The organism is Lysinibacillus cavernae (assembly GCF_009724685.1).
GTDB classification, from domain to species: Bacteria; Bacillota; Bacilli; order Bacillales_A; family Planococcaceae; genus Lysinibacillus; species Lysinibacillus cavernae.
Genome location: NZ_WMEF01000018.1, coordinates 46,139 through 58,650, shown reverse-complemented (window position 1 = coordinate 58,650; position 12,512 = coordinate 46,139). Strand labels below are relative to the sequence as shown.

15 protein-coding genes and 2 pseudogenes are annotated in these 12,512 nt (G+C 36.2%); 6 read left to right on the top strand and 11 right to left on the bottom strand.

All coding sequences use genetic code 11. The annotated features are described in order from the left end of the window. Positions 1–167: 167 nt before the first annotated feature. The 3 genes and pseudogenes from GJU32_RS22020 to GJU32_RS23805 form a co-directional block, all read right to left on the bottom strand. Positions 168–722, bottom strand: a complete 555-nt coding sequence (locus GJU32_RS22020) for a hypothetical protein (RefSeq protein ID WP_155594045.1) — start codon at positions 720–722, stop codon at positions 168–170. A gap of 43 nt (positions 723–765) precedes the next feature. Then, positions 766–1,065: a 3-isopropylmalate dehydrogenase gene (locus GJU32_RS22015; RefSeq protein ID WP_155594044.1), complete on the bottom strand. Its 300-nt coding sequence runs from the start codon at positions 1,063–1,065 to the stop codon at positions 766–768. A gap of 59 nt (positions 1,066–1,124) precedes the next feature. Beyond that, positions 1,125–1,243: pseudogene (locus GJU32_RS23805) on the bottom strand (IS1595 family transposase); the annotation flags it as partial. Positions 1,244–1,468: 225 nt separating this feature from the next. On the opposite strand from GJU32_RS23805, the gene GJU32_RS23270 reads away from it, so the two are divergent. Beyond that, the gene (locus tag GJU32_RS23270; protein ID WP_196426781.1) at positions 1,469–1,618 is read left to right on the top strand and encodes a hypothetical protein; all 150 of its coding nucleotides are present in this window, start codon (positions 1,469–1,471) and stop codon (positions 1,616–1,618) included. A 254-nt stretch (positions 1,619–1,872) separates the two neighbouring features. Here the strand turns inward: GJU32_RS23270 and GJU32_RS22010 are convergent, their stop codons facing one another. From GJU32_RS22010 to GJU32_RS21985, 6 genes are all read right to left on the bottom strand, one after another. Next, positions 1,873–2,574, bottom strand: a complete 702-nt coding sequence (locus GJU32_RS22010) for a Type 1 glutamine amidotransferase-like domain-containing protein (RefSeq protein WP_155594043.1) — start codon at positions 2,572–2,574, stop codon at positions 1,873–1,875. A gap of 290 nt (positions 2,575–2,864) precedes the next feature. Then, a complete protein-coding gene (locus GJU32_RS22005) occupies positions 2,865–3,596 on the bottom strand; it encodes a class I SAM-dependent methyltransferase (protein ID WP_155594042.1) in 732 nt (243 codons plus the stop codon). Positions 3,597–3,808: 212 nt separating this feature from the next. Further along, positions 3,809–4,279, bottom strand: coding sequence for a peptide-methionine (S)-S-oxide reductase (locus tag GJU32_RS22000; protein WP_155594041.1), 471 nt, complete (start codon positions 4,277–4,279; stop codon positions 3,809–3,811). A 195-nt stretch (positions 4,280–4,474) separates the two neighbouring features. After that, positions 4,475–4,837 (bottom strand): hypothetical protein, encoded by a 363-nt coding sequence (locus GJU32_RS21995; protein ID WP_155594040.1) that lies wholly within the window; start codon positions 4,835–4,837, stop codon positions 4,475–4,477. Positions 4,838–5,219: 382 nt separating this feature from the next. Continuing rightward, positions 5,220–6,965, bottom strand: a complete 1,746-nt coding sequence (gene ade / locus GJU32_RS21990) for an adenine deaminase (RefSeq protein WP_155594039.1) — start codon at positions 6,963–6,965, stop codon at positions 5,220–5,222. 95 nt (positions 6,966–7,060) lie between these two features. Then, entirely contained in the window at positions 7,061–7,483 is a 423-nt protein-coding gene (locus tag GJU32_RS21985; protein WP_155594038.1) for a pyridoxamine 5'-phosphate oxidase family protein, read from the bottom strand. 164 nt (positions 7,484–7,647) lie between these two features. Here GJU32_RS21985 and GJU32_RS21980 point away from each other — a divergent pair, with 164 nt between their 5' ends. From GJU32_RS21980 to GJU32_RS23490, 4 genes and pseudogenes are all read left to right on the top strand, one after another. Further along, a complete protein-coding gene (locus tag GJU32_RS21980; RefSeq protein WP_155594037.1) occupies positions 7,648–8,274 on the top strand; it encodes a YczE/YyaS/YitT family protein in 627 nt (208 codons plus the stop codon). Between the two features lie 146 nt (positions 8,275–8,420). Beyond that, positions 8,421–8,708 carry a PadR family transcriptional regulator gene (locus GJU32_RS21975; protein ID WP_196426783.1) on the top strand — a complete coding sequence of 96 codons (288 nt, stop codon included), beginning with the start codon at positions 8,421–8,423 and terminating at the stop codon, positions 8,706–8,708. Then, positions 8,677–8,975, top strand: a pseudogene (locus tag GJU32_RS23500) (DUF2812 domain-containing protein); the annotation flags it as partial. The gene GJU32_RS21975 and the pseudogene GJU32_RS23500, both read left to right, overlap by 32 nt. Positions 8,976–9,065: 90 nt before the next feature. Then, positions 9,066–9,299, top strand: coding sequence for a hypothetical protein (locus GJU32_RS23490; protein ID WP_230875122.1), 234 nt, complete (start codon positions 9,066–9,068; stop codon positions 9,297–9,299). Between the two features lie 48 nt (positions 9,300–9,347). Here the strand turns inward: GJU32_RS23490 and GJU32_RS21965 are convergent, their stop codons facing one another. Next, complete coding sequence (locus GJU32_RS21965; RefSeq protein WP_155594035.1) at positions 9,348–9,983, bottom strand: 50S ribosomal protein L25/general stress protein Ctc; 636 nt, start codon at positions 9,981–9,983, stop codon at positions 9,348–9,350. A gap of 157 nt (positions 9,984–10,140) precedes the next feature. Then, positions 10,141–10,845 (bottom strand): YjjG family noncanonical pyrimidine nucleotidase, encoded by a 705-nt coding sequence (locus tag GJU32_RS21960; protein WP_155594034.1) that lies wholly within the window; start codon positions 10,843–10,845, stop codon positions 10,141–10,143. 287 nt (positions 10,846–11,132) lie between these two features. On the opposite strand from GJU32_RS21960, the gene yfkAB reads away from it, so the two are divergent. After that, complete coding sequence (gene yfkAB, locus GJU32_RS21955) at positions 11,133–12,245, top strand: radical SAM/CxCxxxxC motif protein YfkAB (RefSeq protein ID WP_155594033.1); 1,113 nt, start codon at positions 11,133–11,135, stop codon at positions 12,243–12,245. The last annotated feature ends 267 nt before the right edge of the window (positions 12,246–12,512 follow it).

Below are 12,512 nucleotides of genomic sequence, written 5' to 3'. Positions count from 1 at the left end.
CATGTAGGTTTTAATATTTTTATTGAAAAATCTTGACAACTATTAGCTGGTTTTGTTGAACACAAGTTAAACAATACTGTGGAACTAACCTGCACCGTTAGTATAAATAGAAAAAGGCTTTACTCCTTATTGAAGTAAAGCCTCGTTAACATAATAAGAGACTGTTCTTATAAAACAATCGCAATCGCACGTAAAATCCCTTCTATCCATTCTTTCACTTTCAACTTACTTTCTTCGTAACTAAACCCATTATCAATAGTCAAAACTTGCATTTCTGATGGAACTAAATGTAATTTAGAGCGAATCATTTCATTATTTTCTGATTCTTCATCTATTAAAAAAATCAACATTTTACTATCTTCGGTTCCTAGTATACCTGCAGAATATTCTAAATCATTTACAATCACCTCAATGTGACCCCTAATATCTGGATTACAACGGATATACGTGCCCATATTTAATTTAGAAAGCGAGTATTCAAAAGCCTCTAATTGACGTTCACTTATTAAATATTTACTAAACCACCTACATGAACACTTTCGATTCTTTTCCAAGTTCACATCATAAACATCATATTGAAATAATATATCCCGTTTTTCATTTAACTTACAAGGAACGTAATCCCATTCTACCTCAAATCGACTCAACCGATCCTTCTCTAAAAAGCTAATATTGGAATGGTCTAAGTTACAACCATATATTAAAAGTAAAACTTGTTTCATTACACTTGTTTCCTCCATTTTACATATCTATCCTTACTATACATTAATGGTATATATTTCTGATGTTATATTTTTTTGTGATGCTTGCTAAAAGTGCAATTATAAAAACAATGACACTATTTATCATTAAATAGTACCCTAGTTGCATGCCATAAAACATTGCAAAAGGGTCACGAATAATTACTATCGCTAATGTACCACCGATTGCACCAAATAAGACTGCAAGTAGTAATATTATAAAAGCAGAAAAATATAGGTTTTTCTTTTTTCTGTAAAATATAAAGCCAATCGTATTTGCCATAACGATAAAAAAGCCCATAAGTATTATAAAAAAATTTTCCATTTAGTTCTCCCTCCAAAACAAACTTAGCTATACAAACTAAAAAGCTTATTCTGCTCCCTTTTAATAACGTATTTTCCATCATTTGATTTGATTTTTGCAAAGGTTTTGTATGCTCTACAAACGTCTGTTACAAGGACATTATAGATGCTAGTTTCGAGCTAATTATATTTTCAACTTTTGGGATCATTGCTTTATTACCAGTCAGCCAAGATTAAGCTATTTCATAGGAACTTTCAGTGCAGTGAACTGGATGAAGGTTTTCCTTTAAGTAAACATAGCATGTTGTGGAAGTGAAAATGTTACTAAATCCAAATGTTGTTGCATCATATATACATGATTAATTGAAAGTTTTGAGGATAAAAAATCTTGTTTCACTCACACTAATGGTGGAGGTGAGATGAAAATGGGTAATAATAAACATAAAAATAATAAAACTCAAGACAACAAAAAACAGCAAAATCAAAACCAAAATGCTAACAGAGAGCGTGAAAACAGAGAAGAGTTTGCTGAGGAAATAATCTTCAGTCGTGATCAAAATGAAAATAAACGTTAGATGATATCACCATTAAAATTGCTTTCCCCAGTATTCACTTTAGAAAAAGACGGATATTGGGGCTTTTCTTATTCTGTTCTGTAAACATCGACCTTGATTTATCACTTTCGTTCAAGCTCTATTAATCAGCAAATACAAAACTCGATTAAACCCTTTTTTCAGTCTTTGCAATTTCATCCTATTCAATTAACAATGCTTTAACTAAAGCGTCTCCATTTGTTGTAGAAACGCACCTGTTAGTTAAAAAGTGCCCATTATAAACTGCCTAAGTAAATTGTATTAATCTCATTTTGAATAATTTCACTATCCTTACGTTTAACAAAGTATGCCTTTGCTTTTGGTCTAGAACTAATAGTAGAAGATACTTTTTCATTTATAAAGTGAAGGGCCACACCATCATCAACTGCATAACCTTCTTTTATTTTCCCTTCTGAAATGAATTGGTGATATGCAGGCTTTCTTTTATTCTCCCCGTCGTAATGGGGACAGTTACTACCCTTTAAGAACCCTAAACAATCCAACTTAAACAAAGGAGCATTCAATGGGTCAGTTAATCCTTCTTCGAACCAACAAATTGAACCAGCACTTAAACCTGCAAGTATAATCCCTTTTTTATAAGCCTTTTTCAAAACGTTATCTAAACCCCATTCTTTCCATAAAACAAGCATATTTCGGGTATTGCCACCCCCGACATAGATTACATCTTGCTCAAGAATATATCTTTCTAAGTCAATAAATTCTGGCTCAAATAATGATAAGTGTGAAGGTTGACAAGGAAGGGTCTTAAATGCCTGATAAAATCTTTCAATATAATTTGTTTGGTCTCCACTTGCAGTAGGTACAAAACACACCTTTGGTAAGTCATTCTTAACTTGAGCTAATATATATTTATCAAGTAAAAGGTTTTCTGGCTCCATAGAAAAACCTCCACCACCCATTGCAATAATTTGTCTCATTTCACCATTCCTTTTTGTATGTTACTTCATAAATACTAAAATGGGTGGAATTCCAGCCCCTAATTCAAAGTGAATACCTATATCCCATTGATGAAATAGACTAGGTACCAAGTAAGTCCTGGAAAAGTATTATGTGAATATTGACCTAAATCTATCATCATTCACTCCATTCCTTTTATTGTTTTTAATTAATATCATTTGTAAAACTAACCTCCCCGTTAGTAAAAAAGCGATTGCTCTATTGAACAATCGCACCCTATTACAACAATCAATACTATTAAACTATTTATTTACTTCACACAAGAAAAAGCCAGTACAATCGGAATTGGTTGTCTTCTAATAAATTCATCTTCATTACTAAAATGCTCACGCTTTGGTGTACCTTCACGTAAATCGAGAACTGAAAAGCCAGCTTGTTTAAGTGCAATAAAATAATGTTCGATTGTACGATGATACTTCACCACTATTTGGTCAATCCAAGGCTCTTTTCTTTCCCCCTCACAGAAATAGTCATCGACGATCCAATTACCTCGTTTATCTCCAGATTGCTTACTAGTAAATGACGAAGTTGTAAGTGGATGCTGTATACTAAAAACAAATCTGCCTTTTTCTTTAAGTGTTTTATGAACATCTTGAAACAGGCGGTTAATGTCTGAAACATAATGGATAGCAAATCGAGATGTTACAAGATCAAATGCCTCTTTTGGATAATCATAAGACTCCATTGTTTCTAAGTGTATTGTCCCGTTTTGCTCAAGTATGTTAGAGCGTGCCACTTCCACCAATTGTTCAGAACCTTCTACTCCTGTGTATTTTTTTGCTCCTGAATGTAAGAGTTCTTTTCCAAACGATGCATCACCACATCCTAAATCTAAAACACTACTATCTTGAAATCTCCCAATTAATTCATAGATAATCGGACCTTCAATTGCATTATTCGGACTATCTTTTCTGTTTCTTCTAGTCATGTAATTTTTTAAAAAATCCGTTTGATCGTAAACGCTACATCCTTTAAATTCCAACGAAACGTCTCCCCCTCTCTAAAATTTGTGATTTCGGGCGATTAATAGCCAAATACACAAATTAATGTATTCTATCACACCTTTCCTATAATTTACATAGTGATTTTCTTACTTACTGGAAATAATCATATGAAAATTGTCACTATAATCATTCCTTGTATTTTATGGTAAATAATTTCTGAAAACCATAAACCATCTTTTAATCATCTTCCCTACTTGTACCTATTTAATATTTCTTCTGGAATATGACAATAATCATCTGGACATCTAGCTAACCTATCTTGATGTTCTTCTGCACTTCTCATATAGTTTGTAAGAGGTAATACTTCAACTACTATAAGATCGTAATCATTTCTCTCAACAAGAAACGCCTTCGCCTCTGTTAAGTGTTCGGGCTTTTCACTATAAACTCCTGTTCTGTATTTCTCGCCAACATCCTGTCCTTGTTTATTCAAACTATATGGATCAATGATTTCAAAAAAATAGCCCATTAATTCCTTGATTGTTACAACTGTCGGATCAAATCCTGTTCTTACACATTCGGCGTACCCATCATAATCACCCTCAAGTGCATGACTTGTTCCATTAGCTCTTCCTGCTTCGGTAAATATAACTCCAGGTAACGTTTTTATGAAAGCTTGTACGCCCCATAAACATCCACCTGCAAAATATACGACTTCCATATTGACTCTCCTCTTTGTTTAAAAAATAAAAAGATTCATTCCAAGTAATTAGGAGGAAAAAATATAATTACTAAGTCTACTACACATTAAAATAATGACAAATTTTATTATTTCACATTATGGCCCGAATGTTGAATACAAGTCAAACAACGCTCTTCAACTAACCTGCTCAGTAAGCTGAATAAGGAACGAGTGTCAATCTTCAATAAATTGTACTAACTCTGGATTTAATACAACTTTATGAAACGTCCAACAATCAGAGTATTCTGTACCAATTTCGTGATCATGCAAGCAAACCCTGTTCATTCCATCACAGCCGTCAAGACCACAACAACCATTTAATCTACTGCTATCTGAATGACGGTTTGAATTGATTAAATCCTTAATGTTTATAATGATAGAACCTTTCAATAATTCGTAAGCAGTTTCCTCTTGAATTAAATAAAAGCCTCTAGGAATATAATCTTGACCATCGTTTTCATTAATCAAGTTCAGGTCTTTTAATTCTGATAATGATTCAGAAATTTCTAAATGACATGCTTTACAAATCAATTTCAACTTCGTTTCCTCCTTTGATATGAAATATGTTTTTCAGTCATTGCAATAAAGAAAAAAGAGCTGCCTATGCAACTCATTGACCTTTCATTAACGCACCTGTTTGTTAAAGTACATTTAATCAAAAAGCCTAGGCGTAATTACCATTTCTCATTATCTTCCAATTTATTATCACTTGTTTATTTTACCATATTTTCAAAATTCACAATACCCTCCAGTATGAACCGTCTTCCACTAAACCGCTTCATTAGTTTAAGTAGGGAGTATCGCTAACGATGAACAAACACTTGCGCAAGCAGCCATTTTAAATAAACAATTAAAAGCTCGTACAAAAGCCCATAAAAAAACGACCTAGAGCCACTAAGCCATTAGGTCGTTTTATCATTTATACTTCAACAGATATATGCTGGAAGGTTGTCACATCAAATAACCCTGTATCCGTTAGTTTTAAAGCAGGGATTACTGGTAAAGCGACAAAAGAAAATGTCAGTAGAAAGTGGAAATCTAATGTTGGGTTGAGCTGCTGCAACGCACTGTGCAAGCTGGCTAGCTGCGCTTTCGCTTGTGGAGCTGGTACATCCGTCATTAAGCCGCCTATTGTTAATGGCATTTCCGCTAAGATCTCACCATCTGCTACAATAACGAAGCCTCCTTGGATTTCCTGAATGCGTGATAGGGCAAGTACCATATCCTCATCGTTAGTACCTACGACAAGGGCATTATGTGAATCATGTGCTACTGTTGTGGCTACCGCCCCTTTTTGTAAGCCAAAGCCTTTGACAATTCCTAGACCTGTTGTATGCAAATGATGATGACGTTCAATTACTGCTAATTTCAATAGATCTTGTTCTACGGATGGTACAAAGACACCTTCTTTAACAGGCACATCCATCACTACATGATTGGTAATCAGCTGATTTGGAACGATTTCCATGACATTTGCCTTCGTGCCCTTGGTAAACGTGAGCTGCAATATATCCTTTGTAATCGTTGGTAAATGCACTGATTGATGGATATGAGCAGGAACAATTGGCTCTTGACGACTTGTCAGCATTTCACCATTTTCAGCGACTTTTCGCCCATTTTTCCAAACAGCTTTTGCTTGCATACTCGACAGATTCTCTATTAGCACAAAATCAGCCTTATAGCCTGGTGCTAGCACACCTCGATCAAATAAGCGATAACATTCTGCTGTGTTAACAGTAGCTAGCTGAATCGCCTGCAATGGAGACATTCCTTCTTCTATTGCCATGGCAACATCATAGTTGATGCTACCTTCATCGATTAACTCGTCGACATATTTATCATCCGTACAAAAACCAAAGCGACGAGCATTGTGTGGCTGAACAGCTGGTAACAAATCACGTAAGTTTTTAGCTGCTGAGCCCTCTCGAATCAGTACATACATCCCCTGCTCTACACGGTCAATAGCTTCTTGTGCTGTCACACATTCATGATCAGTTTGAATACCTGCTGCTCGATAGCCTGTAATCTGTTCACTCTGTAAGCCTGCACAATGCCCATCGATTACTAGGTTGGCTTGCTGTGATAGTAAAATTTTCTGAAGCATGCTTTCTTCCCCATTTAACACTGCTGGAAAATCCATGACCTCTGCCAAGCCACGAACTTGTTCATGTGTCAAAAATGGCTCTAAATCTTTAGCTGTTAGAGTCGCGCCAGCATTTTCAAACTGCGTACCAGGTACACTTGATGGAAGCATCACAAAAATATCCATATCCGCCTTTTGCGCATCATCGAGCATAAATTGAATACCTTCTGCCCCTGCGACATTGGCAATCTCATGCGGATCTGTGATGACTGTTGTAATACCATGAGGAAGTAAAACTCGACTAAATTCTCCAGGTGTTAACATGGAAGATTCAATATGTATATGACCATCGATTAATCCAGGAATGACATAGCTTCCTGCCGCATCCTCTTCTTCTTTGGCATGAAATTTATGATTGCGATCAAGTGCCACAATAGCCCCATTTTTCACAACAATGTCTGCTTTTTTCCACGTTAACGTATAAACATCCGCAATTTGTGCATTTCTAAGAATAAAATCTGCCTCTACTTTTCCTTGTGATGTTAAGATATTTTGCGTTAACTGTTGTAATTTTGTCGTCATAGCCTATACTCCTTTTTCTTTTATGAACTATCATGCCTGAAAGATACCAAACAATGCAACTATTTTTGGTTGCGCCAGTAAAAAACGGCCATTAATTAATGACCGTTCGAAAATTCTAGCTCTTTAGGAGGTTGTCCCTTTTTATTCATCAAGCGCATACGTATGGGTTCAATTTTTAATGTCACCATTTCGTCCTGATTGCCAACGAAGATACTCGTAAAAAATTCTGCTATTTTATTTTTTATTCCTTCTTCGTGTACTTCTGTGAGCTGTCCCTCTATTTCCACATACACATCACCAAAGCCCTCATTTTCATAGCCATATAAAATATGGGTATAGGGGTTTTTACGAAGTTCTTCCATTTTCTCAGAATGTTTATTCGTCACCGTATATAATACAAAGTCTTCATGTTGGAACGTCATATAGCGAGAGTACGGTTTGCCATTTTCTACAGTCGCCATCGTTCCAATCTTTTCTCGATTTAACACTTCTAAAATTTCATCACGTACAGAAGTCATTTCATCCCTTCCTTTCATCTACATATCTATTTTGCCCTCTCCCGCAAAAGCTAAACCGCATTTTTTTGAAAAATGTGAAATGACAATCTTCGGGCAAATCGACAATCTATTGTTATAATAATTGGATGGACAACAGGAATTTTGGGATGAATGAGGGTTAAAAAATGAAACAAGCTTTTTTTACGCGCTGTTTATTTTTCATAACAGGCATTATCGTGCTATCTTTTGGCATCACATTAACAATCAAAGGGCAACTTTTTGGTGTTGGCTCTTGGGATGTACTACATATTGGCTTAACGAAAACATTGGGGTTAACAATCGGCATGTGGTCCATTATATTGGGTCTCACAATTTTAGCATTTGATATGCTGATCACAAAAAAATTCCCATTACCAGGGACTTTTATTGATATGTTTTTGGCAGGGATTTTTATTGATATTTTCAATTATTGGTTGCCTGAAATAGATGGTTTTTGGATGCAACTTGTTTCCTACCTTACAGGATTAGTTTTATTGGGCTGGGGATGCGGTATGTATATGGTAGCCAATTTGGGCATCGGTCCACGCGATACGTTAATGCTAATGATGGTCCATAAGCTTGGCTGGAGTGTCACACGTTCTCGTACAACAATGGAAGTAACAGTCGCTGTTATTGGCTTTTTACTAGGCGGCCCTATTGGTATTGGTACAGTCATCATGGCATTTGGGCTTGGGCCAATTGTACAATTTGCCTTAACCTATAATGAAAAATTATTTATGAGATGGACTGGCGTGAAAAGCGCTGTCGTATAAGTTTACAAGACAATGCAAAAATGCATTGTCTTTTTTTATACAGTTGCAATATACAGTTCAACTATATATAATTTAACTATATAGTTGAACTGTATATTTGAGGTGACCTAGTGAAAAAACATAAATTACTGCCTTTATCTGAAACCATGCATTATATTTTACTTGCTTTGCGTGAACCGTTACATGGCTATGCGATGATGCAAAAAATCGAGGAAATGAGCGCTGGTAGTGTGAGAATTGCTGCTGGTACCATGTATGGTGCAATCGAAAATTTATTGAAATATCATTGGATTACTCCTGTTACAACCGAGGATTCGAGACGCAAGGTTTACCAAACTACCGCTGAGGGATTAGAAATATTAGCGGCCGAGCAACAACGGTTGCAACGAATTTTATCTTTATATGAAGGAGCTGATAAACATGATAAAGTTTAAAATTTTTTTTGATATTGAAAAGGAAGAACAATGGTTAAATCAAATGTTATCCAAAGGCTTAGTTTGCACAAACATAAATTCTGCAGGCTTTTATACATTTAAGCGTACTACAGATCATGAACAAGTTATTCGAATTGATTATCAGCAAGATCTCGAACAAAAGAGCAGCCTCACTATAAGCAATTACATGAGGATTTTGGGTGGCGCCCTTTAAAAGAAAAGTCGTATGATGGAACCTATTATTGGTTAAAAAGAAAAGATGGCCATGATGAATTATTTTCGGATCATGATTCGTATCTCGCTAAACACAAACGCTTAATGCAGCATGCAAGCCATTGGGCCTTAGTCTCTTTCCTTTTGTTAATGATTTTTTATGCCAATGCTGACTTCGATTCCTTATTCAGCATAAAAGCTGCCTATTATACGCCTGGCTTATGGGATAAAGAAGGTTTAGCATTCCTATTTGCTTTTATATTTGAAACACCCTTCGCCCTTTTGCGTTTTATTCCACCATGGTTATTTTTAGCAACATGTGGGATGTATGTCGTCGTTTATTATCGTTATCGCAAATCTATACAGCAACTGTTATAAAAAATACAAAGGAGCCACTTACGTAGCGTAAGATGGCTCCTCTTTCCATTATGATTCTGGTTCAGCACTATTTTGTCCTGTTGCTTCTATTACTTCAGGCGTATCATCCACTGTATCATCTTCTTGCACATTTTCAGCAGGCGGTGGTGTAATGGTCACAAGCGTGTAGTCATCCTCTTGTAAAATTTCAAATGAAAACTGCTGACGAATATCTCCTACATATAGTGAAGTCCCAATGGCAACATTCGTGACATCTATTTCAATAGTTTCCGGAATGGCAGTTGGCTTCACTTTGATACGAACCTCACGATTTGGTTGTAGAAGGAAACCGCCATCTGCAACTCCGATAGCATCACCGATGACATTCACTGGAATGTCCACTTCAAGCTCCTCTGACATATTGATGGACTTAAAATCAACATGTTTAACATTCCCCTTTAAGGCGCAACGCTGCACTTCCGTTAATACGGCATTCACACGCTTTCCTTCTACATCTAGTTGAAAAACGCTTTTAGTGCCGTGCTGAGCTAGCATTTTCGTAAAGGCCCTAGCATCTAACGAAATAGCTGTTGATTCCATTTGAAAGCCGTAGACAATACCAGGAATGGCGCCATTTTGTCGAAGCTGTGTTAAAGAAGATTGACGTCCTTTATGACGTTTATTAGCAGTTAAAACCATATTCATCGAATATTTCCCCTTTCATGGAAACTAGTCTCATAAAAGGTTTTGCCTTTTCCCTTGTTTTTTATACCTATGCCGTTTGTTGAAAAAATGAATGCCAGGGATATATAGCTAAAAAAACACTTCCTTTATCCAATGAACAAAGGAAGTGCCTAAACTGCTAATACTGTGGTATTTTAATATTCAATAAATCATGTAATTCGTGTAATTCTTTTATTTCATAATGTGGTTCAATGCCACTTATGTTTTCAATGTTATGGATGTTAAACCAGCATGTGTCGATACCTGACTGCAAACCGCCTTTTACGTCGGATGTTAAAGAGTCACCGATAATAAGCGTTTTATCTTTATCAAAATGTTCGATTCGATCAAAAACATAATCGAAAAAGGCTGGCATTGGTTTTTGATAGCCTGTTTGCTCTGAAATAAAAATGCCCTTAAAATATTGCGCTAAATTCGCATCCACTAGTCGCTTATTTTGTGTAATTGTTACGCCATTTGACACAACATATAAATGATACTGCTCTGCTAGTTGAGCAATCACATCATACGCACCCTCTACATAATGATGAGCCTCCTGCAAATATTTTTGGAACAGTGATTCAAAGTAGACGCCATCAACTTCTATTCCAAATTCTTTTAAAGCAATCGCAAATCGAGTATTATGTAATGTATTTTTTGTTACTTCTCCACGTTCAAAAGCTCGCCACATAGACTCATTAATTTCTTTGTAACGCGCAATCATCTCTGGCGTAGTTGGTATGTTTTCTTCTTTAAACATGCGGTCAAGTGCAGCATTTTCAGCTAAATCAAAATCTAGTAACGTATCATCCACGTCAAACAATAGTGTTTTATATTTCGTCATGTCCGTTCCCACTTTCTTCGATGCATTGTGACTATTTACTCTATCCATGATAACGTTTTTTTAAAAAAATAACAGTAAAATGGCCTATTACACCCTTTTCCAGAATATTAGGACATGTATGCGCTTTAACACTGATTTGTTTCTAGACAATTGAAACTGCACTCATTTCCCTTTATTGGGTAAAAATATGTTCGTCTAGTCCTAAAATAGCCCATTCTGTAATTTCGTATTTGAAATTTTCGATGAATATGAGACAATAGAATGCTAGAAAGGAAGATGTACGAAAGATGACGACCTTACAAAAAATAACGCCTGTCTTTGATCCGTGGGAAGCTTATTTAGATGTGGAGCAACATGGGGAGATGACACTATCAAATATTGAATTTACAACAACAACACTTTGTAATATGCGCTGTGCACACTGTGCCGTCGGTTATACATTGCAAAATAAAGACCCTGAGGCATTACCAATAGAATTAATTTTGCGACGCTTAGAGGAAATACCTCATTTAAAAACACTCAGCATTACGGGTGGAGAACCGATGATGAGTAAAAAATCTGTCCAAAATTATGTATTACCGCTTTTGAAATATGCACACGAACGAGGCGTACGGACACAAATCAACTCTAACTTAACATTGGAGCCAGCACGCTATTTACTGATTGCTCCTTATTTAGATGTCCTTCATATTTCCCATAACTGGGGTACGATTGATGAGTTTGTGGAAACGGGCTTTGCCATGATGGAGCGCAAACCTACTTATGACCAACGTGCAGCTCTATTTCAACGCATGATTGATAACTCAAAAATGCTTGCAGAACATGGTGTAATGGTATCCGCGGAAACAATGTTAAATAAGAAAACTTTACCGTACTTAGAACATATCCATAACCAAATCATCAATGAGATGAAATGTGTACGTCATGAGCTGCATCCAATGTACCCATCAGACTTTGCAAGTGCCCTGACTTCTTTATCGCTAGAGGAAACGCGTAAAGCGATTCATCATCTACTCGATATTCGTGATGACAATACGTGGATGTTGTTTGGAACACTCCCATTCTACCCTTGCAGTATGAATGAAGAAGATCAAAAGTTGCTGCAACGTCTACGAACAGCGAAGAATGTTACAATGCGGAATGACCCAGACGGTCGTTCACGATTAAACATCAATATCTTTACTGGTGATGTAATCGTAACTGATTTTGGAGATACACCTGCACTCGGCAATATTGAGCATGACAAGCTACCAGCCATTTTTGACAAATGGATGGCAACAGACTTGGCGAAATCGCTCAACTGCCATTGTCCTGCAGTCAAATGCTTAGGACCAAATGTTCTTGTGAAAAATATGTATTATCAAGATGCAGCATTTGTGAGTGGCTCTGCTCACATTTAAATTAAGGTTTATTATTTGTTTATCAAATTGAAAAACTCCGTTTTGAAAATGATTAATCAAAATGGAGTTTCTTTTTTTACTAAGGTTCGATGTTTTATTTCCAGTATTGCTTTGAGTCTTAGTACGATGTTGTGGTCAAATCCCACGGCAAATGGACCAGTTCTCCCTTCTGCGAAAGACTTCGTTCAAAATGTAAGATAGTAAGTTGCTTGTATTTGGTAATCTCGCAAACCTATACAGCTAAGAACCTTAATAGTATCTGCCCCC

Coding starts and splice junctions, on each gene's coding strand:
- GJU32_RS22020 (WP_155594045.1), bottom strand. CDS start 722: ATGAAACAAGTTTTACTTTTAATATATGGTTGTAACTTAGACCATTCC.
- GJU32_RS22015 (WP_155594044.1), bottom strand. CDS start 1,065: ATGGAAAATTTTTTTATAATACTTATGGGCTTTTTTATCGTTATGGCA.
- GJU32_RS23270 (WP_196426781.1), top strand. CDS start 1,469: ATGGGTAATAATAAACATAAAAATAATAAAACTCAAGACAACAAAAAA.
- GJU32_RS22010 (WP_155594043.1), bottom strand. CDS start 2,574: ATGAGACAAATTATTGCAATGGGTGGTGGAGGTTTTTCTATGGAGCCA.
- GJU32_RS22000 (WP_155594041.1), bottom strand. CDS start 4,279: ATGGAAGTCGTATATTTTGCAGGTGGATGTTTATGGGGCGTACAAGCT.
- ade (WP_155594039.1), bottom strand. CDS start 6,965: ATGACGACAAAATTACAACAGTTAACGCAAAATATCTTAACATCACAA.
- GJU32_RS21985 (WP_155594038.1), bottom strand. CDS start 7,483: ATGACTTCTGTACGTGATGAAATTTTAGAAGTGTTAAATCGAGAAAAG.
- GJU32_RS21980 (WP_155594037.1), top strand. CDS start 7,648: ATGAAACAAGCTTTTTTTACGCGCTGTTTATTTTTCATAACAGGCATT.
- GJU32_RS21975 (WP_196426783.1), top strand. CDS start 8,421: ATGCATTATATTTTACTTGCTTTGCGTGAACCGTTACATGGCTATGCG.
- GJU32_RS21965 (WP_155594035.1), bottom strand. CDS start 9,983: ATGAATATGGTTTTAACTGCTAATAAACGTCATAAAGGACGTCAATCT.
- GJU32_RS21960 (WP_155594034.1), bottom strand. CDS start 10,845: ATGACGAAATATAAAACACTATTGTTTGACGTGGATGATACGTTACTA.
- yfkAB (WP_155594033.1), top strand. CDS start 11,133: ATGACGACCTTACAAAAAATAACGCCTGTCTTTGATCCGTGGGAAGCT.